The following is a 23,814-nucleotide window of genomic DNA, read 5'->3' as shown; positions in this document are numbered from 1 at the left end:
CGTCACCCACGCACCACCACGAGACAGCACGAACCGCAAAGGACACCATGTCGCTCACCACCGAAGAGACCGAGTGGTTCTCGCAGACCTTCGCCCAGCTGGTCGCCAACGTCGAGCAGGCCATCGTCGGCAAGACCGAGGTCGTCCGGCTCGCCTTCGTGACGCTCCTGGCCGAGGGCCACCTGCTGCTCGAGGACTACCCCGGCACGGGCAAGACCTCGCTGGCCCGCGCGATCGCGCAGACCATCCAGGGCGACCACCACCGGATCCAGTTCACGCCCGACCTGCTCCCGAGCGACGTGACGGGCGTGACGATCTTCGACCAGCGCAGCCAGGAGTTCGAGTTCCACCGCGGGCCGATCTTCTCCAATGTCGTCCTCGCCGACGAGATCAACCGCGCCTCGCCCAAGACCCAGTCGGCGCTGCTCGAGGTGATGGAGGAGAGCCAGGTCACCGTCGACGGCGTGACCCACCAGGTCGACCAGCCGTTCATGGTGATCGCGACCCAGAACCCGATCGAGCAGGCCGGCACCTACCGGCTGCCCGAGGCCCAGCTGGACCGGTTCCTGGTCAAGACCTCCCTCGGCTACCCCGACCACGAGAACACCGTCCAGATCCTCGCCAACGCGCCGAAGGGCAAGGCGGCCGCCGTCCTGCGCCCGATCATCAGCGGCGACAACGTGCTGCACCTGATCCGGCTGGCCCAGCAGGTGCACGTCGAGTCGGGCATCTACGAGTACGTCTCCAGCATCACCGAGGGCACCCGCGAGGCGTCCGAGGTCGTGCTCGGCACCAGCGTCCGCGCCGGCCTGGCGCTCGTGCGCGCGGCCCGCGCCTGGGCACTGTCGTACGGCCGCAGCTATGTGGTCCCCGACGACGTCAAGACGCTGGCGGTGCCGGTGCTCGCGCACCGCATGGTCCTCGACCCCGAGGAGGACTTCCGCGGTACGACGACCGAGGAGGTCGTCCGCCGGGTCCTGGAGCGTGTCTCCGTCCCCCTGGAGCCCGCCCGTTCATGAAGGGTCCCCGCTCCTGGGCGGCCGGCGCGCGCCGGACGCTCACCGACCTCTCCCGGCGCCGGCAGGCGCTGGCGGGTCGGCTGCGCGACGGCGTCGCGGAGCGCACCCGGCGGTTCCGGCGCGCGGTGGCGCCCGTCACCGGCGCGGTCACCCCGGCGGGCTGGGTGGTCGCGGTGATGGCGGTGGCGCTGCTCGTGGCGGGCCCCCTGCTGCGCTGGCGTGAGCTGCTCGTCGGCGGGATCTTCCTGACCCTGGTGCTGCTCATCGCGATCCTCTTCGTGGTCGGGCGACTCCCGCTGCTGGCGCGGCTGGACCTCGCGCGGGACCGGGTGATCGTGGGGGAGCGCGCCAACGGCTACCTGACGGTCGCCAACCCCAGCGCGCGCCGCTCGCGGTCGCTCGTCGTGGAGTTCCCGGTGGGCGCCGGGCGGGCGGCCTTCGAGCTCCCCGGCCTGGCGCCGGGCGCCGAGCACGAGGAGCTGTTCGCCGTCCCCACCGCGCACCGGGCCGTCCTCGACGTCGGCCCGGTCACCGCCGTGCGGTCCGACCCGCTGGGCCTGCTGCGGCGTGAGCGGCACCTCAGCGAGATGGACACGCTCTACGTGCACCCGAAGACGCTGCGCGTCGAAGGCTCCGCGGCCGGCCTGGTGCGCGATCTCGAGGGCCGCACCGTGCCCAAGGTCTCCGACAACGACGTCTCCTTCCACGCGCTGCGCGGGTACGTCGCCGGCGACGACCGGCGCCACATCCACTGGAAGTCGAGCGCCAAGACCGGCACGCTCATGGTCCGCCAGTTCGAGGAGACCCGGCGCTCCCACCTCCTCACGATGGTGAGCTCGCGGCTCGAGGACTACTCCAGCGACGACGAGTTCGAGCTGGCCATCTCGGTCGCCGGCTCGCTCGGCACCCAGGCCCTCGCGGACGGTCAGCAGCTCAGCGCCGTGACCTCGCACGCCTCGCTGCCCGCGGCCAGCGCCCAGCGGTTCCTCGACGGCCTCTCCGGCCTGACCTACGACTGGCAGGCCCGCCGACTCGTCGACGTGGCCCGCTACCTCAGCGCCGACGAGCTGGCGGCCAGCGTGATGGTGCTCTGCATCGGCTCCGGCGTGACGATCACCGACCTGCGCCGCGCCCGGCAGTTCCTGCCCGTCGACACCCGCGTGATCGCGGTGCGCTGCCTGGTCGGCAACGAGCCCTCGGTGCGCTGGCTGGGCGACCTGGGCGTGGCCACGGTCGGCCGCCTCGAGGAGCTCGGCGTCGCCGTACGACGGGTGTCCGCATGACGTCACCCCACGAGGCTCCGCCTCTTCGCCGCTGCGCACCTCCGGCCGACGACTCCGCGGGGAGCGCGACGTGAGCCGCCCCGCGCCGCCGCCGGGGAACGGCCCGGTCGCGCCCCCGACCCGCTCCGCGAGCCGGAGCGGCCCGGTCCTGATCGTTCCCGACCGGCGCCGCGGACGCGGCAGCCTGCCGCCGTGGTGGCTGGTCCTCGTCGACGCGGCGCTCGTGGTCGGCCTCGGGACGCTCTGCGCCTGGCCGCTGGGGGAGGCCTACACCGGCGACCGGTGGCTGCTCGCTGTCGTGGTCGGGCTCGGGCTGGGTGTGGCGATCGCCTTCCTCGGCGCCCGGTGGCGCTGGGGACCCTGGCTGACCGCGCTGGCCGCCGCGGCGGCGTACCTCGGGGTGGGATCGGCCGTGGTCGTCCCCGACCGCACCCGGGGCGGCCTGCTGCCCACCGCCGACTCGCTGCACGACCTCGTGGTCGGCCTGGTGCACACCTGGCGCGAGGCGCTGACGCTGCCCGTGCCGCTCGGCGAGAACGGCATCGTGCTGATCGTCCCGTTCGCGACCGCGCTGGTCGGGGGGCTGCTCGCCGGCGTCCTGCTGTGGCGGTCGCGGTGGCCCGGGCTCGCCGGTCTGGTCCTCGGGCTGGTGCTGGTCCTGGCCTCGGCCTTCGGTGACATCGCTGCCGAGGCGGCCCTGACCCGGGGGCTCGTGGTCGCCCTCGTCGGCGTGGTCTGGCTGCGCTGGCGCTCGCTGCGGCACGTGCGCCAGCGGTGGGGGCGCCGGGTGCTCGCGACCCTCGCCGTGGTCGGTGTCGCCGGCAGCGCCGCGATCGGGCTGGGGGCGACAGCCGACCCCGACGCGACGCGGGTGGTGCTGCGCGACCACGTGGACCCGCCGTTCGACCCGCACGACTACCCCAGTCCGCTGGCGAAGTTCCGCGCGTACAAGAAGGAGCCGCTGCGGACCGCCACGTCGCTGTTCACCGTCGACGGGCTCGAGAGCGGCGCGCTCGTCCGGCTCGCGGTCATGGACACCTACGACGGGATCGTGTGGAACGTCTCCGGCGGACCGGGCTCGGCCCACGACTCGGGCACCTTCCGCCGGCTGCGCAACGACCCGGACGCCAACGCGAAGGCGACGGTCCACGGCACCATCACGATCAACGACTACACCGGCGTCTGGGTGCCGAGCGTCGGGGAGACCCTCGCCCTGACGCCGATCAGGAACGGCCGTCCCGACGGTGACGCCGCCGGCGAGCTGGTCATCAACCGACAGACCGGCACCGTCGCGCAGATCGGCGGTGTCGAGCGCGGCACCACCTTCGAGGTCGAGGCGATCGCCCCGCCGCCGCTCGCCGACGAGGAGACGTCCCTCCTCGACGCCGACGGCTCGGTCTCGCTGCCGCCCCCGGCGATCGTGCCCGAGGAGCTGGTCGACCGGGTCCAGCGCTGGCAGACGGAGGACGGCTTCGCCGGCGGCCCGGGCGGCGAGCTCGCCCAGTTCCTGCGCGACTCCTTCCGGGAGCACGGCTTCTACTCCGACGGCATCGACGACGACGTCCCCGCCGGGCACGGCGCCAGCCGGCTGGCCGTGCTGGCGAAGACCGCGACGCCGGTCGGCAACGCCGAGCAGTACGCCGCCGCGCTGGCGCTGATCGGCCAGCGGATGGGCCTGCCGATCCGGGTGGTCATGGGCTTCAAGGTGCCGCCCGGGGGAGGGGAGGTCCGCGGTGAGAACGTCACCGCCTGGGCCGAGGTCAAGCTGGAGGGTGCCGGGTGGGTGCCGCTCGACCCGACCCCGCCGGAGGACAAGAAGCTGCGCCGCCCCAACGACGACCCCAACGAGGACCCGCAGCCGCAGGTGCTCCAGCCGCCCCGCGTCCCGGGCGAGCCCAAGGAGGCGAGCGACAACCTCCAGCAGGGCGACGGCCATCGCAAGGACCTCGACGTGCTGGCCGTGCTCGGCACGATCCTCGGCATCGTGCTCGACGTCCTGCTGATCGCGCTCCTCCTGTCGCCGCTGTGGGGCGTGCTGCTCTACAAGTTCCTGCGCCGGCGGCGCCGTCGCCGCCGCGGCGCCCCCGCCGTGCGCCTCAGCGGCGCGTGGCGCGAGCTGGCCGACCGGATGCGGGATCTCGGGGTGCGGCCCACCCCGGGCGCGACCCGGAGGGAGAGCGCGTACGCGGCCGCCGAGCGGTACGACGACGCCGTCGGTGTGGTCACGCTGGCGCACACCGCCGACCGTCATGTGTACGGCGAGGGCGAGCCCACCGCCGAGGAGGCCCGTGCCTACTGGGCCGATGTCGACACCGCGCTGCGGCGGATGCGCAAGGCCACACCGTGGTGGCGCCGGATCCTGGCCCGCTTCTCGCTCGCCTCGGTGCCGTGGCGCGCCGCTCTCGGGCGGATCCGCTCCGCGGTGGCACGCCGTGCCCGACGGGTCGGGCGGTGGCTGGTGGACCTCGGCCCGATCGCGCGGGCGCGCGCCCTGCTGCGGCGGGTGCTCAGGCGTCGCTGACCCGGCGCGGATCGAATGCCGTACGTCGCCGACCCGGCGCAGATCGAATGTCGGTCTGCGCCGGCGCGGGGCGCCGCCGGGCGCCGTCAGCGGCTCGCGGAGCTCAGGACTGGTGCACGTAGTTGTCGAGCTGGTCGCGCTCGAACTGCAGCTGGTCGATCTTGTGCTTGACCAGGTCGCCGATGCTGACGATGCCGACGACCCGGCCGTGCTCCACCGTGGGGATGTGCCGGAACCGGCGCTCGGTCATCAGCTGCAGGACGTCGTCGAGGTCGTCGTCGGGGGAGCAGGTGCTCACCTCGGTGGTCATGATCGCCGAGACGACGTTGTTGATCACCGTGCCGTCGCTGTGGAGGTGTCGCACGATGTCACGCTCCGACACGATGCCCTCCAGTGCGGTGCCGTCGGTGCTCACCACCACGGCACCGATGTTGTGCTCCGCGAGGGTGGCGAGCAGCTCGCGCACTCCTGCCCCGGGGCTGATGGTGACCACGTCGCGAAGCGACTTCGAACCGAGCACGTCAGCGATGCGCATGTGACGCAGGTTACTCAACCGCGCCGCCGGTGTCAGCGGCCTCGGCGCCGGTCGATGGTCGAGACCTCCTCGGCCAGCGTGCGTGCAGCGCGGCGCGCAGCAGGCGGGCCCTCTTGCCGGTCGCTCTCAGTCGTCCCGCTCGTCGGTCGGCCGCTGGCGGTGGGTGCGCAGGTCGGAGACGCTGCCGGGACCGGTCCGGGGCCAGTCGGGGTCGTCGCCGTCGTCCGCGACGCTGCCGAGGTAGGACAGGGCGGCCTCGTGGAGGTGACCGTTGCTGGCGACCGCGTTGCCGCCCCAGGGGCCGTCGCGTCCCTCGAGCGAGGTGAACCGCCCGCCCGCCTCGCGCACGATGATGTCGAGCGCGGCCATGTCGTAGACCTCGAGCTCGGGCTCGGCGGTGAGATCCACCGCCCCCTCCGCGAGCAGCATGTAGGACCAGAAGTCGCCGTACGCCCGGGTCCGCCACACGCGCCGCATCAGGGCGAGCAGGTCCTCGCCGAGCCCGCGGTCCTCCCAGCCGCTGATCGACGAGTACGAGAAGGACGCGTCCTCCAGGCGTCGTACGTCGGAGACGCGGCACTCGGTCGCCTTCATCAGCGACTTGCCGGTCCAGGCGCCCTGGCCGGCCGAGGCCCACCAGCGGCGCTGCAGCGCGGGTGCGGACACGACGCCCAGCACGACTTCGTCGTCGACGGCGAGTGAGATCAAGGTGGCCCACACGGGCACGCCGCGGACGTAGTTCTTCGTCCCGTCGATCGGGTCGACGATCCAGCGGCGCTGGGAGTGTCCGGAGGTGCCCTGCTCCTCGCCGGTGACCGCGTCGCGGCTGCGCGCCTTGGACAGGGTACGGCGGATCGACTCCTCCACCGCCTGGTCGGCGTCGGTCACCGGGGTGAGGTCCGGCTTGCTCATGACGTGCAGGTCGAGCGCGCGGAAGCGGGCCTGGGTGAGCGAGTCCGCGTCGTCGGCCAGGAGGTGGGCCAGGCGCAGGTCGTCGGTGTAGTCGGGGGCAGCCACAGGGGCACCCTAGTGGCCCTCGTCGCGCGCGCGTCGTGGGTCCCGCTCCCGACGGAGGCCCGGCCCCTGGTCGGCCCCGCGTCGACCCCGCGTCGACCCCGCGTCGGCCCGGTTCTGGCCGCGGTCACCATCGGTCGTGCAGGATTCAACCATGGAGATCAACGGCGTCCCGCTGCATCCGCTCGTCGTCCATGCGGCCGTGGTCTTCACCCCGCTCGCCGGACTGGTCGCCGTCGCGTACGGCGTCCCCGGCTGGCGCGACCGGCTGCGGTGGCCGCTCGTGGTGCTGGCCGCGGTGTCGGTGCTGAGCGTCTGGGTGGCCTTCCTGTCGGGCGAGGACCTGCGTGAGGAGCGGTTCGCCACCGCCACGGGCCCCTTCGCCGAGCGGCTCGACGATCACGAGACGTGGGCCGAGCGGCTGCGGATCGGGGCCAGCGTGTTCGCCGTCCTCGCCTTCGCCGCGGCGTGGTTCCACTCCCGCTCGGGCGCCGTCCGTGCCGCCCTCACCGCGCTGACCGTGCTCGGCGGCGTGGCCACCCTCGTCCTCGCCTTCCTCACCGGCGACGCCGGCGCCCAGGCGACCTGGCGGATCGACGGCTGATCCGCGGGCCGGGGTGCGTCAGCCGGGCGAGAACCGTCCCAGCCACTGGTCGATGACGCGCACCGCGAGCGGCTCGTCGGCGCGCATGATGCGCCCGAGCTCGAGTCCGCGCAGCATGGCGAGCATCGACTCGAAGGTGGTCCGGGCGAGCTCGGGGTCGTCGATCCCGGCGGCGCGGTCGAACTCCTCGCGCAGCGCCTGACCGAGCCGCCGCTCGGCGGGCAGCAGCGCCGCCCGGAGCTCGGGGTCCGTGCGCGACGCGGTCCACAGCTCCATCGCCGCGAGGAACGCCGGGCCGCTCATCGCGTCGTGGATGGCGAGGACGAGGGCGCGCAGGACGGGCTCGTCGCCGCTCTGCGCCGCGGCGCGGATCTGCGCGATCCGCATGTCGGCGATGTGGTGCACCGCCGCCGCGAAGAGCTCGGCCTTGGAGCCGAAGTGGTGCAGGAGCGCCCCCCGGGAGACGCCGACGTGCTCCTGGACCCGCTGGGTGGTCGTGCCGGCGTACCCGTGCTCGACGAGGGACATCATCGCGCCCTCGAGCAGACGCTGTCGGGTCTGCTCGCGCTGCTCCTTGCGGGTCATGGCCACCCGCGGAGTGTAGTGACCTCTTTCATTGACAGTCCAGACGGACTGTGAAAACGTCTCCGCATCCCACCCGATGACGCGCCGAAGGAGAGCAGCCGGATGACCCTGGCCACCCGCACGATCAGCTACGAGGTCCGCGACCACCGGGCCTATCTCACGCTGGACCGCCCCGAGCGGCTCAACGCGATCACCGCCGAGATGGGTCGCGAGATCGCGGCCGCCGTCGCCGCCGCGAACGCCGACGACGAGGTGCGGGTGATCGTGGTCCAGGGCGCCGGCCGGGCGTTCAGCGCCGGCTACGACCTCAAGCTGTACGCCGAGGAGGGCGAGGACCTGCAGCCCGAGGTCTGGGACCCGATCCAGGACTTCCGGATGATGAAGGCCAACACCGACAACTTCTTCAGCCTCTGGCGCTCGGCGAAGCCGACCATCGCCAAGGTCCGCGGGTACGCCGTCGCCGGCGGCAGCGACATCGCGCTGTCCTGCGACATCGTGGTGATGGCCGAGGACGCGCGGATCGGCTACATGCCGGCGCGGATCTGGGGCTGCCCGACGACCGCGATGTGGGTCTACCGGCTCGGCGCGGAGCGGGCCAAGCGGATGCTGCTGACCGGCGACACCATCACCGGCGCCCAGGCCAAGGAATGGGGCCTGGTCGTCGACGCCGTGCCGGACGCCGAGCTGGACGCCGAGGTCGAGCGGCTCGCGGACCGGATGGCCGGCGTGCCGATCAACCAGCTCGTGATGCAGAAGATGATGATCAACCAGGCCTACGACAACATGGGCCTGCAGACCACGCAGAACCTCGCGGTCCTCTTCGACGGGATCACGCGGCACTCGCCCGAGGGGCGCTGGTTCGTGGACTTCGCCCAGACCCACGGCTTCGACGCGGCGGTGCGCTGGCGCGACCAGGGGCGGTTCATCCCCGACGGCGGCGGCCCGGTGCCGAGTGCCGAGGAGGTCGCCGACCTCGCGGGACGCGGGGAGGGCGCGCGATGACCGGGCTCGCCACGTCGTACTTCCCGGCCGACGAGAGCCGGCCGGTGCTCGACCTCTCGGTCGGGGCGCTGCTGCGAGCGGCGGCCGCCGAGGCGCCCGAGCGCACCGCACTGGTCTCGATCGCCCCCGAGCGCGCGCCGATGTCGTGGACCTATGCCGAGCTGCTCGACGACGCCGAGCACGCCGCGGCCTGGCTGCTCGAGCGGTTCGCGCCCGGCGACCACGTCGCCGTGTGGGCTCCCAACCTGCCCGAGTGGGTCGTCCTGCAGTACGGCGCCGCGCTGGCCGGCATGGTCCTCGTGACGACGAACCCGGCGCTGCGCGGACCCGAGCTGGAGTACGCCCTGCGCCAGTCACGGGCCGTGGCCGTCGCCTATGCCGAGTCCTTCCGTGGCACCGACATGGCCTCGCTGGTCACCTCCGTCCTGCCCGCGGTCCCGGGCGTGCGCGCCGTACCGCTGACCGACTGGCTCGCCGACGTCCGCGCCGTGGACGTCGCGGGTCTGCGGCTGCCGGAGGTGGACCCGGCGTCGGCGACGCAGATCCAGTTCACCTCCGGCACGACCGGCTCGCCGAAGGCCGCGGTCCTCACCCACCGCGCCATGGTCACCAACGCCGGCGACGTCCGCACCCGGGCGGACTCGCCCGACGGAGCCGTGTGGCTCAGCGCGATGCCGCTGTTCCACACCGCGGGCTGCGGCCTGGTCGGCATCGGCAACCTGGTCCAGCGCGGCACCCTGGTGCTGGCGGAGCTGTTCGAGCCGGGCCTGCTCCTCGACGCCGTCGGGAGGTACGGCGCGCAGGTGCTCGCCGGGGTGCCCGCGATGCTCAAGGCGCTGCTCGCGCACCCCGCGGCGGCGAGCGGCGACTACGGGACGCTGGAGGTCGTGATGTCCGGCGGCGACGCAGTCCCGGCCGACCTGATCGCCGCCTGCGAGGCGACCTTCGGCGTGGGGTTCAGCACGGTGTACGGGCAGACCGAGCTCAGCCCGATCGTGACCCAGACCAGCCCTGACGACTCGGTGGAGGACAACCGCGGTACGGCGGGCCGTCCGCTGTGGAACGTCGAGGTGGCCATCCTCGACGCCGAGACCGGCGCGGTCCTCCCTGTCGGTGCCGAGGGCGAGATCTGTGCCCGCGGCTACCAGCGGATGCTCGGCTACCTCGACATGCCCGAGGCGACCGCCGCCACCATCGACGCCGACGGGTGGCTGCACACCGGGGACCTCGGGACCATGGACGCCCGCGGCTACGTGCGGGTGACCGGTCGGCTCAAGGACATGATCATCCGTGGCGGCGAGAACATCTACCCGCGCGAGATCGAGGACGTGCTGCTCCAGCACCCCGCGGTCGGCAACGCGGTGGTCGTGGGCATCGACGATCCCGACTGGGGCGAGTCGGTCGCCGCGATCGTCCAGCTCGCGCCGGGCGCGGCGGCACCGACCGCGGCGGACCTGCACGATCTGGTCCGCGGGCGGCTGGCGCCGCACAAGACGCCGAAGGCGTGGTACGTCAGCGCCGACCTGCCGACGAACGCTATGGGCAAGCTGCAGAAGTTCCGGCTGCGCGACCAGATCGCCGCGGGCGCACTCGCGCCCCTGGAGTCGCGGTGAGCCGGGGACCCGCCGACCTCGCCGGGCGCACGGCGGTGGTGACCGGTGCCGGCCGCGGAATCGGCCGTGCCCTCGCCCTGCGGCTGGCCGCCGAGGGGATGCGGGTCGCGGTGAACGACGTGGACGCCGCCGCGGCCGCCGAGGTGGCCGGCCTCGTCGACGGACCGGCGATCGCCGTCGACCTCGGCACCCCGGACGGTCCGGCCACGCTCGTCGAGCGGGCCTGGGCGGCGCTCGACGGGATCGACGTCTTCTGCGGCAACGCCGGCATCGGCGGGGGCGGGGGAGCCGAGGCCGGCGACGACGTCTGGGCCCGCGTGCTCGACGTCAACCTGCTCGCCCACGTCCGCGCCGCCCGGTCGCTGGTGCCGCGCTGGCTCGAGCGCGGCGGCGGGCACTACGTGCTCACGGCCAGCGCCGCGGGCCTGCTCACCATGATCGGCAACGCGCCGTACTCCGTGTCGAAGCACGCGGCCGTCTCCTTCGCCGAATGGCTCGACATCGAGTACGGCGACCGTGGGATCAGCGCCCAGGCGGTGTGTCCCCAGGGCGTCGACACCGCGATGCTGCGGGCGTCCGGGCCGGTCGAGGCGCTGCTCAGCAAGGACACCGCCGTCGCGCCCGAGCAGGTCGCCGAGGCGGTGGTCGCGGACCTGCGGACCGGACGCTTCCTCACCCTCCCGCACCCCGAGGTCGCCGGCTACTACCGCGCCCGCGCCACCGACACCGACATGTGGCTGCGCGGGATGCGCCGACTGCGCGCAGCGACGTTCGGCCCAGCCTGACGTCGAGCCGTCAGCCTCCCCGACTCGACCGCCGACTCGGCGTCAGTAGTCCGTCACCGAGCGGGCCGCGAGCAGCCGCCGGAAGGAGGCCACCCGCTCCGGGTCGGCCTCGCCGGCGGCGACCGCGACATCGAGCCCGCACTCGGGCTCGTCGTCGCCATGGGTGCAGCCGCGGGGGCAGTCCTCGGTCATCTCGTCCAGGTCGGGGAACGCCTCGATGAGGTGCTCGGGCTGGACGTGCGCGAGCCCGAACGACCGGATCCCGGGGGTGTCGATGATCCAGCCGTCGCCGTCCGCGAGCGGCAGCATCAGCGCGGACGTCGACGTGTGCCGACCCTGCCCGGTCACCGCGTTCACGTGGCCGGTCTCCCGGCGCGCGTCGGGGACCAGCGCGTTGACGAGCGTCGACTTCCCGACGCCGCTGTGCCCGATCAGCACACTGACCTGACCGCGCAGCCGGTCGTGCAGCGCGTCCAGGCCGACGATCGTGCGGTCGGGGGCGCGGCGGGTGACCTCCCACGGCACCCCCAGTGACCGGTACGTCGACAGCAGGGTCTCCGGGTCCTCCAGGTCCGCCTTGGTGAGGCAGAGCAGGGGCGACATCCCGCCGTCGTACGCCGCGACGAGGGCCCGGTCGATCCACCGTGCCCGCGGCTCGGGGTCGGCGAGGGCGGTGACGACGACGAGCTGGGTGACGTTGGCGACGATGACGCGCTCGACCGGGTCGTCGTCGTCCGCCGTGCGCCGCAGCGTGCTGCTGCGCTCGAGGACCTCGACGATCCGCGCGAGCGAGCCGTCGGCGCCCGACACGTCGCCGACCACCCGCACGCGGTCGCCCACGACCACGCCCTTGCGGCCGAGCGGCCGGGCCTTCATGGCCAGCACGCTGCGTCCCTCGATGAGGAGCGTGAACCGGCCGCGGTCGACGGTGACGACGAGGCCCTCGACGGCGTCGTCGTGACTCGGGCGCTCCTTGGTGCGGGGACGGGTACGGCGGCGCGGACGGTCGTAGTGCTCGACGTCGTGCTCGTCGTACCGGGGCATCAGAGGAGCCCGGACCAGAATCCGGCGAAGTCGGGGAAGGTCTTGCTGGTGGTCGCGACGTTCTCGACCAGCACGCCCGGCACCGCGGCACCGACGATCACGGCGGCGTGGGCCATCCGGTGGTCGGCGTAGGTGTGGAAGACACCGCCGGTGAGGGGCGCCGGCCGCAGCGTCAGCCCGTCGGCGTGCTCCTCGACGTCGGCGCCGAGCGCGCCGAGCTCGCGCGCCAGCGCGGCCAGCCGGTCGGTCTCGTGCCCGCGGATGTGCGCGATGCCGGTGAGCCGGGAGGGGGTTCCGGCGAGAGCGCAGAGCGCCGCGACGGCGGGCGCCAGCTCGCCGACGTCGTGCAGGTCGGCGTCCAGGCCCCGCAGTCCGCGCCAGCCGTCGGGCGGTCCGCTGACCCTCAGGCCCTCGGCCACCCGGGCGACGGTGCAGCCCATCCGCGCCAGCAGGTCGCGCAGGGCGTCGCCGGCCTGGGTGGTGCTCCGGGGCCAGTCCCGCACGGTGACCGACCCGCCGGAGACGGCGGCCAGGGCCAGGAAGGGCGCGGCATTGGAGAGGTCGGGCTCGATCGCCTCGTCGCGGGCCGCGATCGGTCCCGGCGCCACCACCCACCGATCGGTCTCGCCGTCGTCGACGACCACGCCGCGGTCGCGCAGCATCGCGATCGTCATCTCGATGTGGGGGAGCGAGGGGATCGGCAGTCCGTCGTGCCGGACGTCGACCCCCGCGTCGAAGCGCGCGCCCGCCAGCAGCAGCGCCGAGACGAACTGGGAGGACGCCGACGCGTCGATCACGACGGTGCCGCCGGCCACCGCGCCGGTGCCGTGCACCGTGAACGGCAGGGCGCCGTCGCTGTCGTCGATCGCCATCCCGAGGCCGCGCAGCGCGGCGAGGATCTCGCCGATCGGCCGCTTGCGCATGTGGGCGTCGCCGTCGAACGCGATCTCGCCGCGCACCAGGCCGGCGGCGGGCGGCACGAACCGCATCACGGTGCCCGCGAGTCCGCAGTCCACGGCCACCCGGCCGTCCGGCACGGCGCCGTCGAGCGGCGTCACCGCCCAGTCGTCGCCGTCGGTCTCGACACGCGCGCCGAGCGCCGTGAGCGCGCCGGCCATCAGCAGGGTGTCGCGCGAGCGCAGTGCCCGGCGTACGACGGACGGTCCGTCGGCGAGTGCGGCCAGCACGAGCGCCCGGTTGGTGAGCGACTTGCTGCCCGGGAGGGTGATCGTCGCGTCGAGCGGCCCGGTGATGGTGGGCGCGGGCCAGAGGTCGGCGTGCGGGGCGGGAGTCGTCATCTCCCGCCGCAGTCTAGTGTCGCGACGCTAGTGGACGCCCTGGTGGACCCGGGCCCGCACCTTCGCGCCCACGAGCGCGGCCTCGCGGCGGGCGTCGTGGGTGGCGTGCTTCGCGCGCCACGCCACACCGGGCCTCCCGGCCGTGTCGAGCGCCGCGATGAGCAGCCCGCCGGCCAGGGCGGTGTTCTTCAGGAAGTGCGTGAGCTGCTCGCGGCGCTGCTCCTTGTCGGTGGCCTCCCAGAACCGGTAGCGCGCCGCCGTCGACGGCACCAGGGTCCCGCCGAGCAGGGCGGCGGACAGGCGCGGGAAGTGCCCCGTGGCGAGCGCCAGGCCGGCCACCACCTGGACGGCACCGCTGGCCCGCACCCACAGCACGGGGTCGCGCGGCACGGTGACGCTCGGTGGGGTGGCGTTGTCGACCACCGGCGCGACGGCCTCGGTCACCGGCGCCGCCTGGGCCGCGAGGGTCGGCGCCTCCTTGAGGTCCTGTGCGCCGTTGGCGAGGAAGTACGACGCCAGCAGCGGTCGGGCGATCAGTCTGCTCAGTGCCATGGCCGGTCGGTACCCGGCCGCCGGCCGCGCAGACCGCTGGATGCTCGATGCCCGGGCACGTGCCGGCGGTCTCGGGCTGCCCGGAGCTGCCGGACGCCGCTCGCCGCACGATCTCCGCGCGTCCATCATCTACATTGGCGGCATGTGCGGGCGCTACGCCTCCAGTCGGAGCCCGGAGGATCTTGCCGAGGAGTTCGAGGTGCTCGACCCGCGCCTCGAGCGGGCCATCGCGCCGTCGTGGAACGTCGCGCCGACCGACGAGGTCTACGCCGTCATGGAGCGGGCGTCCAAGGACCGCGACGGCGCCGACCCGGTGCGCCAGCTGCGTGCCCTGCGCTGGGGCCTGGTGCCGTCGTGGGCCAAGGACGCGGGCATCGGCAGCCGGATGATCAACGCCCGGATGGAGACGGTGGCCGAGAAGCCCGCCTTCCGCCGGGCGTTCGCCGCCCGGCGCTGCATCCTGCCCGCCGACGGCTACTTCGAGTGGTACGACACCCAGCAGCGGACGTCGAAGGGCAAGCCGCGCAAGCAGCCGTTCTTCATCACCTCCGGCGACGGCTCCAGCCTCGCGATGGCCGGCCTCTACGAGATCTGGCGCGACCCCGCCAAGCCCGAGGACGCCGACGACCGGTTCCGCTGGACCTGCACGGTGCTCACGACCGAGGCCACCGACGACCTCGGCCGCATCCACGACCGGATGCCGCTGCTCGTCGAGCCGGAGCGCCGTCACGAGTGGCTCGACCCGCGCACGCCCGCCGAGGACCTGCCCGGTCTGCTGCGCCAGCTGCGACCCGCCCAGCAGACCGGCCTCACGGCGTACCCCGTCTCGACGGCGGTGGGCAATGTCGCCAACAACGGCCCCGAGCTGGTCGAGCCCATCCCGCTCGACGGCGCGAGTGAGGACACCGGGCCCGACGACCACGACGGACAGGGGACCCTGCTGTGAGGGACGAGCGGATCGTCGTGACCGAGTACGGCGAGGGGCGACTCGTCGTACGTCGTGCCCGTCGCCCGATCGCCCTGCTGCTCGTCAGCCACGGCGCCGGCGGCGGCATCGAGGCGCGCGACCTCGAGGCGCTCGCCGCGCAGCTGCCCGGCCAGGGCATCAGCGTCGCCAGGTTCGAGCAGCCCTGGCGGCGTGCCGGGCGCAAGGTCGCCGGTGCGCCGGCCACCCTCGACGTGGGCCTGCGGGCGGCGGCCGCGGCGCTGCGGACCCGCACGCCCCTGGTCGTCGGGGGCCGCTCCGCGGGCGCCCGCTCGGCCTGCCGGACCGCGACCGAACTCGGCGCGGCGGGCTGCCTGGCGCTGTCCTTCCCGCTGCACCCGCCGGGGAGGCCCGAGCGCTCCCGGCTCGACGAGCTGGCCGGCGCCGGTGTGCCGACCCTCGTCGTGCAGGGGGAGCGGGACCCGTTCGGGCGTCCCGAGGAGTTCCCCGACCCTCTGCCGGGACGCACCGACCTGGCGGTCGTCCCCGGCGCGGACCACGGGCTCGCCGTCCCCAAGCGCGGCGCGCTGACCGAGGACGAGGCGATGGGCATCGTCGTGGAGTCCACCCTCGAGTGGATCGTCCGCGAGGTCGTCGGCACCGGCGCCGCGTCGGTCACCGGCGCGGTCACCGGCGCGGGCGCCGGCGGCGGGAATGCCGTGCGCCACTGAGGCGTTCGGTATCCATGATCGCCACGCTGGAGCGCCCCACGGCGGGAGGCACCGTAGGCTGGGACGCGATGACCGAGACTTCCGATCTTTCGTCCCTGGACGCCGGCACCTCCCACGAGGAGCTCGTCGACGTCGCGTCGGAGACCCCCGAGGAGCGTGCCGCCCGCTTCGAGCGCGACGCCCTGCCCTACCTCGACCAGCTCTACGGCGCCGCGATGCGGATGACCCGCAATCCGGCCGACGCCGAGGACCTCGTGCAGGAGACGTTCGCCAAGGCGTTCTCCGCGTTCCACCAGTTCAAGCCGGGCACCAACCTCAAGGCCTGGCTGTACCGGATCCTGACCAACACCTTCATCAACTCCTACCGCAAGAAGCAGCGGCAGCCGCAGCAGGCGCTCGCCGGCGACACCGGCGACGTCGAGGACTGGCAGCTGGCCCGGGCCGAGTCGCACACGTCCAGCGGCCTGAAGTCCGCGGAGATGGAGGCGCTCGAGCACCTCCCCGACAGCCAGGTGAAGGACGCTCTCCAGCGGCTGCCCGAGGAGTTCCGCCTCGCGGTCTACCTCGCCGACGTCGAGGGCTTCGCCTACAAGGAGATCGCCGAGATCATGGACACCCCGATCGGGACCGTGATGTCCCGCCTCCACCGCGGCCGGCGCCAGCTGCGCGACATGCTCTCCGACTACGTCCGCTCCGGCGGCGACGCCCCGCTCGAGGGAGGCGAGTGATGACCGACCACCTCGACAGCGGCGGCCACGAGCACATCCACGTGTCCGACGACCCCAGCAACGCCGAGTGCGCCGACTTCCTCGAGCGCATCGTGCGGCTGATCGACAACGAGCTCGAGGCCGGCGACTGCGCCGTGGTCCGGGCCCACATCGACTCCTGCAGCCCCTGTCTGGAGCGCTACGACCTCCAGCGCACCGTCAAGGCCGTCGTCGCCCGCTCCTGCGGCGAGACCGCCCCCGCCGAGCTGCGCGAGCGGGTGCGCATCCAGATCCAGCAGATCCAGGTCCGGATCACCGAGGGCTGAGCTGCGAGAAGCGCAGAACCCCCGGACCGTGACGGTCGGGGGGTTCTGCGGATCGCTGAGCGCTCAGCTGTTGGGGCGCTTGCCGTGGTTCGCGCCCTTCTTGCGGCGCGCGCGGCGCTTGCGGCCGGTCTTGCCCATGGTTCCTCCTGAAGTCGTGAATCGAGCCATTCTCTCAGCCGCGGCTACAGCGGCGAAATCCGGGCGGCGCGCCCGCCGCTCAGGCCGCCGGCGGCTCCGGCAGCCGGCGCAGCACCTCGATCAGGGTCTCCTTGATGTCGGTGAGCTCGGTGGTGTGGCCCTCGACGGGCGTGCTCCGGGCCTGTGGACGACCCGGGAGGACCGCCCCCGAGCGGCGAGGTCATCCCTCCAGCCGGGCCAGGAACCGGTCGGCGTCGACGACGACGCGGGTGACCTCGCCCGACCCGACCAGCTTGCCGGTCCGCCCGTCGGCGCCGACCTCGCGCGCGGCGACGGCGAAACGGCGCAGGCGGCCGTCGGCGTACACCTGGCGAGCCGTGATCTCGACCTCCCCGGCCACCGCGGTCGCGGCCAGGTGCTCCAGCTCGACCCGGGTGCCGACGCTCGTCTCGCCGGCGCCGAGCGAGGCCTCGACGGCGGCGCACGTGGCCGCCTCGCACCACGCCAGGAGACGGGGTGTGCCGAGCACCGGGAGGCTGCCCGACCCGACCGCGAGCGCGGTGTCGGCCTCGGTGACCGTGAACCTCAGCGTCGCGTCGGCCATGCTCAGATCCCGAACGTGCTGCGCGGGTAGGCGGCGTCCACGTCGGTGATGACGTTGACGAGGTACGGCGCGTTCGCGGCGAACGCCCGGTCGAGGGCGGGACCGATCTGGCGCGGGTCGGTGACCGTCTCCCCGGCGCCACCGAGCGCGGAGACCACCTGGTCGTACGCCGTGCGCGGGGCGAGGTCGGCCGCGACGTCGTAGCCGTAGAGCAGCTGCATCGGCCCCTTCTCCAGCCCCCACGCCGAGTTGTTGCCCATCACCATCACGACCGGCAGGCCGTGGCGCACGAGCGTGTCCACGTCCATGAGCGAGAAGCCGGCGGCGCCGTCGCCCAGCAGCAGCACGACCTGTGACGAGGGGCGGGCGATCCGGGCCGCCACCGCGGCACCCAGCCCGGCGCCGAGGCAGCCGTAGGGACCGGGGTCGAGCCAACAGCCGGGTCGCTTCGGCTCCACGAACTTGCCCGCGAAGGACACGAAGTCGCCGCCGTCACCGATGACGACGGCGTCGTCGGCCAGCCGGGGCACCAGCTCGCCGTAGATCCGGGCCGGGTGGATCGGGTCGGCCTCGGCACCGAGCAGCTCGGCGTCCTTCGCGCCGGCCGCGGCGACGGTGTCCTGCAGCAGGGTGAGCCAGGCCGAGCGGTCGGGCTGCCGAGCGCGGGCGAGGGCCGCGAGCAGCCCGTCGAGCACGCGCGTGAGGTCGCCGCTGACCGACGCCGCGAGCGCTGCGTGGCCCGACAGCTGCCCGGGCGAGTCGGCGATGTGGACGACGGCGGCGGGCGCGGCTCCGTCCTTGCCGCCGAACACGCCGTACCCGAGGCGGAAGTCCAGCGGCGTGCCGACGACGACCACCAGGTCGGCCCCGTTGATCGCCGCGCCGCGCGCCTTGGTCACCAGCAGCGGGTGCCCGCCGGGGACCACGCCGCGGCCCATACCGTTGGTGATCGCGGGCAGCCGCATCTCCTCGACCAGCCGCAGGGCGGCCTCCTCGGCGTGGTCGGCCCACACGTCGGTGCCGAGGATGAGCAGCGGTCGCTCCGCGCCGGCCACCAGGCCCGCGATCCGGGCGATCGCGTCGCCGTCCGGCTCCGCGCCGCGGTCGTCGCCGACCACGGGCGCCGGTCCCGAGCCGACGTTGAAGAACTCGTCCATCGGCACGTCGACGTACGTCGGCCCGCGGTGCGAGGAGCGGGCCTCGGTGAACGCCCGGTCGAAGCCGGCGGCCACGTCGTCCGCCGTCATCAGCGTCGCCGCGTGCTTGGTCACCGGGCTGACGATCGGCAGATGGTCGATCTCCTGCAGCGCCCCGGTGCCCCAGCGGTTGTTCGGCGCCCGACCGCCGACGACCACCATCGGCGAGCCGGCGAAGCGGGCCTGGGCGAGGGCGCTGACACCGTTGGTGACCCCCGGGCCGGCGGTCAGCACCGCGAGACCGGGAACCCGGGTCAGCTTGCCCGTCGCCTCGGCCGCGAAGGCGGCGGTCTGCTCATGGCGCACGTCGACGAGGCGGACCGGCGCGCCACCGTCCTGCTTGGCCCGCTGTCGACTCCGTACCGCCCCGTCGTACATCGGGAACACGTGTGCTCCCGAGAGCGTGAACATCGTCTCCACGCCGTGGGCCCGGGCGACGGCGACGGCGATCTCTCCCGCGTGGCCGGAGAGCTGGCTGGGATCGGGGGTGCTGTCCGCGGTGGTGGTCACCCCGGCACCCTAGCCAGCCGCAGTGCCCGGGTCAGCAGGCTCAGCCTCAGCCGACGTCGTCGAGGAAGTAGGGGTGCACCCGCCGCAGCGACGCCACGAGGGCGAGCAGCAGGTCGGGGCGGACCGCCGGGTGACGCGGCGAGATCGTCAGCTGGAGGTAGAGCGCGCGCAGCACGGCCTGGGCGTTGCCGGTGCCGCGGTACGGGTCGCGGCCTCCGCTGGGCTTGGCCCGGGCCCCCCGCTCGAGGCGGACCACCCAGGGCTCCAGGACGTTCAGCGGCACCCGGTCGCGGCGCAGCACCTCCATCACCGCATGCGCGATCCGGTCGGGCTCGCCGTGGACCAACGGCGGCGTGTCGGGGTTGAGGACCCGGTCGGCGATCACGTCGAGCAGGACGGTCAGCTCGGTCATGCCGAAGTGCCGGGAGGCGGCCAGCGCCGCCAGCGCGTCGGCACCGTGGGCGGCGGCGTGGGCCCAGCCCTTACCGGGAACGAACCCGCGCAGGTCGCGCTCCCGGACGTACCAGGCCGCGATCCGGTCGCCCCAGCGCAGCACCTTGCTGGGAGGAAGACGCCGGATCCGGGTGTCGCGCTGGATGCACTCGGCCAGCAGCAGCACCGAGAAGCTCCGCCGGAAGACCGAGTCGGTGTCGCGCTCCCCGACGCCGGCGTCGAGACCGGCGCACATGCCGTCGCCCAGCCCGGCCAGCAGGTCGTCGTAGGTGCCGTGCTCGATCCAGGTCGCGAGGAAGGAGTAGGCCATGCCGTCGCGCACCTGCGGGTCCGGGTCGCCCAGCATCTGGGTCAGCTGGGCGGTGAGGTCGCCGATCGGGTGGTCGGCAGGGGGATGCCGCTCACCGTCGCGGAGGGCCTGCTGGAGGCGCGCCCAGTCCACCGACACCATCAACCCACACCCTCCGGAGCAGCCGAGCCTTCTTCCCCCAGGCCCCTATCCTGCCAAACGATCTGAAGTCACCCTAAGTCGGGACGCGCGGGCGTCGGCCCGGAGTGGTCGGGGCCGATAGGTTGGGCGCCGTGCCCTCCCTGTCCGCGATCGCCCGGCGTCACACCGACCTCGACGACGCGGACATCGCCTGGCTCCAGCTCATCCAGGCCGACTGGCAGGTCATCGCGGACCTCTCCTTCGCCGATCTCGTGCTCTGGCTGCCGGCCAGCGACGGCACCGGATTCTGGGCGGGGGACCAGATGCGGCCGACGACCGGGCCGACGGCCTACGTCGACGACATCGTCGGCAGCTTCGCAGCCGCGGGGCGCCGGGTCCTGGTCGACGCCGCCTTCGAGCTCGGCCGCATCGCCCGCGAGGGCGACCCCGAGTGGCGCGACGACGTCCCGGTGCGGGTCGAGGCGATCCCCGTGCGGCGCGATGGCCGCGTGATCGCGGTCATCAGCCGCAACACGAACCTGCTCGGCGTGCGCACGCCGAGCCTGCTGGAGATCAACTACCTCCAGGCCGCGACCGACCTGTCGCAGATGATCGCGGCCGGGCTCTTCCCGACGACGGCGCAGCGCAGCGACCACGCCGACTCGCCGCGGGTCGGTGACGGCTTCCTCCGCGTCGACGCCGAGGGTCGGGTCATCTATGCCAGCCCGAACGCGCTGTCGACCTACCGCAAGCTCGGGCTCACCGGCGACCTCACCGGTCACCGGCTCACCGACCTGACCCGCGAGCTGATGCCCTCACGGCTGCGCCCCGACGAGGAGACGCTGAGCGCGGTCCTCGGGGGGCGGGCGCACCGCGACGTGGAGCTCGGGGCCTCCAGCGGCCCGGGCGAGGGCACGGCCCTGATCGTGCGGGCGATCCCGCTGCGCCCGAAGGGCGAGCACATCGGTGCGATCATCCTGCTGCGCGACGTCACCGACCTGCGCCGCCGCGACCGGGAGTTGGTCACCAAGGACGCCACGATCCGCGAGATCCACCACCGGGTGAAGAACAACCTGCAGACGGTGGCGGCGCTGCTCCGGCTCCAGGCCCGCCGGATCGACGTACCCGAGGCCGCCGCCGCCCTCGAGGAGGCGGTACGCCGCGTCGGATCGATCGCGATCGTCCACGAGACGCTCAGCCACGCGGTCGAGGAGACGGTCGAGTTCGACGACATCGCCGACCGACTGGCCCGGCTGGTCACCGACGTCGGCGCGACCACCGCCCAGGTCGGCGTCCGCCGGGAGGGCAGCTTCGGCGTCCTCGTCTCCGAGATCGCCACACCTCTCGCGATGGTCGTGATGGAGCTGATGCAGAACGCCGCCGAGCACGGCTACGACGCCGGCGGGTCCGGTCAGATCGTGGTGCGGGCCGCACGGCACGGAGCGGTGCTCGAGGTCGCCGTGGAGGACGACGGCCGCGGGCTGCCGGAGGGCTTCGACCTCGACGCCGCGACCAGCCTGGGGCTGTCGATCGTCCGCACCCTCGTCGAGTCGGAGCTCGGCGGTCATCTCAGCCTGGGCCGGGCTCCCGACGGCGGCACCCGGGCAGGCTTCAGCATCCCGATCGAGTGAGGTTCTCTCCGCGAGCCGGCTGTGTGGGCGCCAGGCGGGCTGGGCGCCTCCGTGGCTCGACCGCGCGCGGCAGCGCGGCGCGAGGAACGAGCGACGCGCTCGCGCCCAACAGGCTAGACCGGCGTGCGGACCCGGGCCCGGGCGTTGCGGCGCTTGAGAGCGCGGCGCTCGTCCTCGCTCAGGCCGCCCCAGACACCGTGGTCCTGCCCCGCCTCGAGCGCCCACGCGAGGCACTGCTCGCGCACGTCGCAGCGTCGGCACACCGCCTTGGCCTCCTCGATCTGGAGGATCGCCGGGCCGGTGTTGCCGATCGGGAAGAACAGTTCCGGATCCTCGTCGAGGCATGCGGAACGGTGTCGCCAATCCATGGGTGGGGATGCCCTCTTCTTTCACTACCGGGGGTGCCAACGTCTGGGCACGCATGAAGCCGCAAAAGTGAACGGCTTCACGATCGCTCCGGCAAGGTTTCCAAGGATTGCGCCGCGAATCAAGCAATTCGGGTGGTTCGTTGGGTCACAACCGGATGCTGGACACCGACGCTGGTGGCCACCGCCCTCAGGGGCACGTCCTAGGCTGCGGCCGTGACCGAAGGCCCGACCGACGACTCGCCCGACCACCCGACCGGCAGCTCCGGTGGCTCCGGTGGCGCCCCCGGTGCTGCGGGGGGCAACCCGCCTCCGCTCACCGTCGCCGCCTCGCTGGCGGCGGTGCAGGGCCTGGTGCTCCTGATCCTGGCGGTCCTGGAGCTGGCCAGCGTCTCCTCGGACCGTCCGGGCGTCGCCCTGTCGACGGCGGTGTTCTTCGCGGCGTACGGAGCGGTGCTGACCGGCGCCGCCTGGGCGCTGTGGCGCCGCCACGGGTGGGCCCGGGGGCCGGTGCTCATCACCCAGCTGATCGTGCTCGGCCTCGCCTGGAACCTCCGGGAGCAGGTCCTGGCAGCGGTCGGCCTGGCGATCCTCGGCCTCGTGGTGATCGCGGCCGTGATCCACCAGGACACGATCGCCGCCCTCGACGGCCGCCCGGAGGAGGACGACGCGCCCTGACCCCGCTCTAGCCCTCCGCCTCGAGGGAGTCGCGCAGCTGCGCGAGGGTCCGGCTCAGCAGCCGGGAGACGTGCATCTGGGAGACGCCGATCTCCTCGGCGATCTGCGACTGGGTCATGTTCTTGAAGAACCGCAGCAGGAGGATCTTCTTCTCCCGCGGCGGCAGGTTCTCGAGCAGGGGCTTGACCGACTCGCGGATCTCGACGTGCTCGAGCCCCGCGTCGTCGATGCCCATGGCGTCGAGCATGCTCTGGCCGGCGCCGCCGTCGGAGTCGTCGTCGGTGGCGTCGAGCGACAGGGTGGAGTAGGCGTTGCTCGACTCCATGCCCTCGACGATCTCCTCGACGGTGCAGCCGATCGCCTCGGCGAGCTCGCGGGGTGTGGGGGAGCGGCCCAGGGACTGGGTCAGCTCGGCGGTGCTCGCGCTGATCTGCATCCGCAGCTCCTGGAGCCGCCGCGGCACCCGGATCGCCCAGCCCTTGTCGCGGAAGTAGCGCTTGATCTCGCCGATGATCGTCGGCGTCGCGTACGTCGAGAACTCGACCCCGCGCTCGGTGTCGAAGCGGTCGACGGACTTGATCAGCCCGATGGTGCCGACCTGGACCAGGTCCTCGTAGGGCTCGCCCCGGTTGCGGAACCGGCGGGCGCAGTGCTCGACGAGGGGCAGGTGCAGATGGACGAGGGACTCGCGGGCGACGTCGCGCTCGGACTGCGCGGCGTGCTCGTCGCGGAACACCACGAACAGCTCCGCGCTGCGCCGGCGGGTCAGCTCGACGTTGGTCGGCGGCCCGCTCTCGGCGCCGTCCCGAGACAGGTCGGTGGTCATGACGCCAGCGACGACCGAACGAGCAGGCGGACGGTGTAGCGACCGGCGACGGCATCGATGGCAGCCTCGTCGGCGAGGGTCGCGAGGACCTGCCAGCCGAAGCTCTCGTAGTCGGGCGCGGTCGGCGTCTGGGCGGCCGCGCCGATGGTGAGGGCCAGCTGGTCGCCGCCGATCCGGAAGCTGCAGTCGAGCACGGCGCCCGGGTCCGCCTCGTCGAGGACCATCGCCGCGGCCTCGGAGACCGCGATCCGCAGGTCCTCGATGTCGTCCATGGTGAAGTCGAGGCGGGCGGCGAGCCCGGCCGTCAGGGTGCGCAGGACCGAGGCGTAGGCGCCGTCGGCGGGCAGCCGCAGCTCGACCTCGTCCGGGCGGCCGGCCGCCGTCGTACCTCCGACAGCTGGGCTGCTCGTCTCGGACATGCCGCATCCTCCGGTCGCGT

Annotated in this window: 26 protein-coding genes; 13 read left to right on the top strand and 13 right to left on the bottom strand. The window is 73.6% G+C overall.

Annotated elements, in window-relative coordinates; translation table 11 throughout:
• Window positions 1–47: 47 nt before the first annotated feature.
• From ACPZVR_RS05355 to ACPZVR_RS05345, 3 genes are all read left to right on the top strand, one after another.
• Window positions 48–1,019 (top strand): AAA family ATPase, encoded by a 972-nt coding sequence (locus tag ACPZVR_RS05355; protein ID WP_436698537.1) that lies wholly within the window; start codon window positions 48–50, stop codon window positions 1,017–1,019.
• Window positions 1,016–2,302 carry a DUF58 domain-containing protein gene (locus ACPZVR_RS05350; protein WP_436698536.1) on the top strand — a complete coding sequence of 429 codons (1,287 nt, stop codon included), beginning with the start codon at window positions 1,016–1,018 and terminating at the stop codon, window positions 2,300–2,302. Before ACPZVR_RS05355 ends, ACPZVR_RS05350 begins: the two co-directional genes overlap by 4 nt.
• Window positions 2,303–2,372: 70 nt before the next feature.
• Entirely contained in the window at window positions 2,373–4,823 is a 2,451-nt protein-coding gene (locus ACPZVR_RS05345) for a transglutaminase domain-containing protein (RefSeq protein WP_436698535.1), read from the top strand.
• Window positions 4,824–4,926: 103 nt separating this feature from the next.
• On the opposite strand, the gene ACPZVR_RS05340 is transcribed toward ACPZVR_RS05345, so the two are convergent.
• Complete coding sequence (locus tag ACPZVR_RS05340; RefSeq protein ID WP_436698534.1) at window positions 4,927–5,358, bottom strand: CBS domain-containing protein; 432 nt, start codon at window positions 5,356–5,358, stop codon at window positions 4,927–4,929.
• 126 nt (window positions 5,359–5,484) lie between these two features.
• Window positions 5,485–6,375, bottom strand: coding sequence for an inositol monophosphatase family protein (locus tag ACPZVR_RS05335; protein ID WP_436698533.1), 891 nt, complete (start codon window positions 6,373–6,375; stop codon window positions 5,485–5,487).
• 151 nt (window positions 6,376–6,526) lie between these two features.
• Here ACPZVR_RS05335 and ACPZVR_RS05330 point away from each other — a divergent pair, with 151 nt between their 5' ends.
• On the top strand, window positions 6,527–6,976 hold the full coding sequence (locus ACPZVR_RS05330; protein ID WP_436698532.1) for a DUF2231 domain-containing protein: 450 nt from the start codon (window positions 6,527–6,529) through the stop codon (window positions 6,974–6,976).
• 18 nt (window positions 6,977–6,994) lie between these two features.
• On the opposite strand, the gene ACPZVR_RS05325 is transcribed toward ACPZVR_RS05330, so the two are convergent.
• Window positions 6,995–7,561, bottom strand: a complete 567-nt coding sequence (locus ACPZVR_RS05325) for a TetR/AcrR family transcriptional regulator (protein WP_436698735.1) — start codon at window positions 7,559–7,561, stop codon at window positions 6,995–6,997.
• Window positions 7,562–7,663: 102 nt separating this feature from the next.
• Here ACPZVR_RS05325 and ACPZVR_RS05320 point away from each other — a divergent pair, with 102 nt between their 5' ends.
• The 3 genes from ACPZVR_RS05320 to ACPZVR_RS05310 are packed head-to-tail and all read left to right on the top strand — an operon-like array spanning window position 7,664 to window position 10,961.
• A complete protein-coding gene (locus tag ACPZVR_RS05320; RefSeq protein WP_436698531.1) occupies window positions 7,664–8,563 on the top strand; it encodes a crotonase/enoyl-CoA hydratase family protein in 900 nt (299 codons plus the stop codon).
• Window positions 8,560–10,176, top strand: a complete 1,617-nt coding sequence (locus ACPZVR_RS05315) for a class I adenylate-forming enzyme family protein (protein ID WP_436698530.1) — start codon at window positions 8,560–8,562, stop codon at window positions 10,174–10,176. The genes ACPZVR_RS05320 and ACPZVR_RS05315 overlap by 4 nt, the downstream gene beginning before the upstream one ends.
• On the top strand, window positions 10,173–10,961 hold the full coding sequence (locus tag ACPZVR_RS05310; protein ID WP_436698529.1) for an SDR family NAD(P)-dependent oxidoreductase: 789 nt from the start codon (window positions 10,173–10,175) through the stop codon (window positions 10,959–10,961). The genes ACPZVR_RS05315 and ACPZVR_RS05310 overlap by 4 nt, the downstream gene beginning before the upstream one ends.
• Window positions 10,962–11,003: 42 nt before the next feature.
• On the opposite strand, the gene rsgA is transcribed toward ACPZVR_RS05310, so the two are convergent.
• Genes rsgA through ACPZVR_RS05295 form a run of 3 tightly spaced genes read right to left on the bottom strand, consistent with a single transcriptional unit; the run spans window position 11,004 to window position 13,855 of the window.
• Window positions 11,004–12,005: a ribosome small subunit-dependent GTPase A gene (rsgA, locus tag ACPZVR_RS05305; RefSeq protein WP_436698528.1), complete on the bottom strand. Its 1,002-nt coding sequence runs from the start codon at window positions 12,003–12,005 to the stop codon at window positions 11,004–11,006.
• The gene (gene aroA / locus ACPZVR_RS05300; protein WP_436698527.1) at window positions 12,005–13,303 is read right to left on the bottom strand and encodes a 3-phosphoshikimate 1-carboxyvinyltransferase; all 1,299 of its coding nucleotides are present in this window, start codon (window positions 13,301–13,303) and stop codon (window positions 12,005–12,007) included. The genes rsgA and aroA overlap by 1 nt, the downstream gene beginning before the upstream one ends.
• 27 nt (window positions 13,304–13,330) lie before the next feature.
• Entirely contained in the window at window positions 13,331–13,855 is a 525-nt protein-coding gene (locus ACPZVR_RS05295; protein WP_436698526.1) for a DoxX family protein, read from the bottom strand.
• Here ACPZVR_RS05295 and ACPZVR_RS05290 point away from each other — a divergent pair.
• The 4 genes from ACPZVR_RS05290 to rsrA all read left to right on the top strand — a co-directional run bounded on the left by ACPZVR_RS05290 (window position 13,854) and on the right by rsrA (window position 16,544).
• On the top strand, window positions 13,854–14,801 hold the full coding sequence (locus tag ACPZVR_RS05290) for an SOS response-associated peptidase (protein WP_436698525.1): 948 nt from the start codon (window positions 13,854–13,856) through the stop codon (window positions 14,799–14,801). The genes ACPZVR_RS05295 and ACPZVR_RS05290 overlap by 2 nt on opposite strands.
• Window positions 14,798–15,511 (top strand): alpha/beta hydrolase family protein, encoded by a 714-nt coding sequence (locus tag ACPZVR_RS05285; protein ID WP_436698524.1) that lies wholly within the window; start codon window positions 14,798–14,800, stop codon window positions 15,509–15,511. The genes ACPZVR_RS05290 and ACPZVR_RS05285 overlap by 4 nt, the downstream gene beginning before the upstream one ends.
• A gap of 68 nt (window positions 15,512–15,579) precedes the next feature.
• Entirely contained in the window at window positions 15,580–16,239 is a 660-nt protein-coding gene (locus ACPZVR_RS05280) for a sigma-70 family RNA polymerase sigma factor (RefSeq protein ID WP_436698523.1), read from the top strand.
• Window positions 16,239–16,544 (top strand): mycothiol system anti-sigma-R factor, encoded by a 306-nt coding sequence (rsrA, locus tag ACPZVR_RS05275; protein ID WP_436698522.1) that lies wholly within the window; start codon window positions 16,239–16,241, stop codon window positions 16,542–16,544. Before ACPZVR_RS05280 ends, rsrA begins: the two co-directional genes overlap by 1 nt.
• Before the next feature lie 63 nt (window positions 16,545–16,607).
• Here rsrA and ACPZVR_RS05270 read toward each other — a convergent pair whose 3' ends face one another.
• From ACPZVR_RS05270 to ACPZVR_RS05255, 4 genes are all read right to left on the bottom strand, one after another.
• A complete protein-coding gene (locus ACPZVR_RS05270) occupies window positions 16,608–16,682 on the bottom strand; it encodes a 50S ribosomal protein bL37 (RefSeq protein WP_370249596.1) in 75 nt (24 codons plus the stop codon).
• Between the two features lie 220 nt (window positions 16,683–16,902).
• Window positions 16,903–17,286, bottom strand: coding sequence for a thioesterase family protein (locus ACPZVR_RS05265; protein ID WP_436698521.1), 384 nt, complete (start codon window positions 17,284–17,286; stop codon window positions 16,903–16,905).
• A gap of 2 nt (window positions 17,287–17,288) precedes the next feature.
• On the bottom strand, window positions 17,289–18,992 hold the full coding sequence (locus tag ACPZVR_RS05260; RefSeq protein ID WP_436698520.1) for an acetolactate synthase: 1,704 nt from the start codon (window positions 18,990–18,992) through the stop codon (window positions 17,289–17,291).
• A 46-nt stretch (window positions 18,993–19,038) separates the two neighbouring features.
• A complete protein-coding gene (locus ACPZVR_RS05255; protein WP_436698519.1) occupies window positions 19,039–19,896 on the bottom strand; it encodes a DUF2785 domain-containing protein in 858 nt (285 codons plus the stop codon).
• A 131-nt stretch (window positions 19,897–20,027) separates the two neighbouring features.
• Between ACPZVR_RS05255 and ACPZVR_RS05250 the strand changes: the two genes are divergently transcribed.
• Entirely contained in the window at window positions 20,028–21,506 is a 1,479-nt protein-coding gene (locus tag ACPZVR_RS05250) for a histidine kinase N-terminal domain-containing protein (protein ID WP_436698518.1), read from the top strand.
• A 113-nt stretch (window positions 21,507–21,619) separates the two neighbouring features.
• Here the strand turns inward: ACPZVR_RS05250 and ACPZVR_RS05245 are convergent, their stop codons facing one another.
• Window positions 21,620–21,874 (bottom strand): WhiB family transcriptional regulator, encoded by a 255-nt coding sequence (locus ACPZVR_RS05245; protein ID WP_038678054.1) that lies wholly within the window; start codon window positions 21,872–21,874, stop codon window positions 21,620–21,622.
• Between the two features lie 213 nt (window positions 21,875–22,087).
• Here ACPZVR_RS05245 and ACPZVR_RS05240 point away from each other — a divergent pair, with 213 nt between their 5' ends.
• Window positions 22,088–22,549: a hypothetical protein gene (locus ACPZVR_RS05240; protein ID WP_436698517.1), complete on the top strand. Its 462-nt coding sequence runs from the start codon at window positions 22,088–22,090 to the stop codon at window positions 22,547–22,549.
• A gap of 7 nt (window positions 22,550–22,556) precedes the next feature.
• On the opposite strand, the gene ACPZVR_RS05235 is transcribed toward ACPZVR_RS05240, so the two are convergent.
• Both ACPZVR_RS05235 and ACPZVR_RS05230 read right to left on the bottom strand, forming a co-directional pair.
• Window positions 22,557–23,375 carry an RNA polymerase sigma factor SigF gene (locus ACPZVR_RS05235; protein WP_436698516.1) on the bottom strand — a complete coding sequence of 273 codons (819 nt, stop codon included), beginning with the start codon at window positions 23,373–23,375 and terminating at the stop codon, window positions 22,557–22,559.
• The gene (locus tag ACPZVR_RS05230; RefSeq protein WP_436698515.1) at window positions 23,372–23,794 is read right to left on the bottom strand and encodes an ATP-binding protein; all 423 of its coding nucleotides are present in this window, start codon (window positions 23,792–23,794) and stop codon (window positions 23,372–23,374) included. Before ACPZVR_RS05230 ends, ACPZVR_RS05235 begins: the two co-directional genes overlap by 4 nt.
• Between the last annotated feature and the right edge of the window lie 20 nt (window positions 23,795–23,814).

The organism is Nocardioides segetis (assembly GCF_051390595.1).
In the GTDB taxonomy this organism is placed as follows: domain Bacteria; phylum Actinomycetota; class Actinomycetes; order Propionibacteriales; family Nocardioidaceae; genus Nocardioides.
Note: the sequence above shows the minus strand (reverse complement) of the source record. Positions and strands in the feature narration are given on the sequence as shown.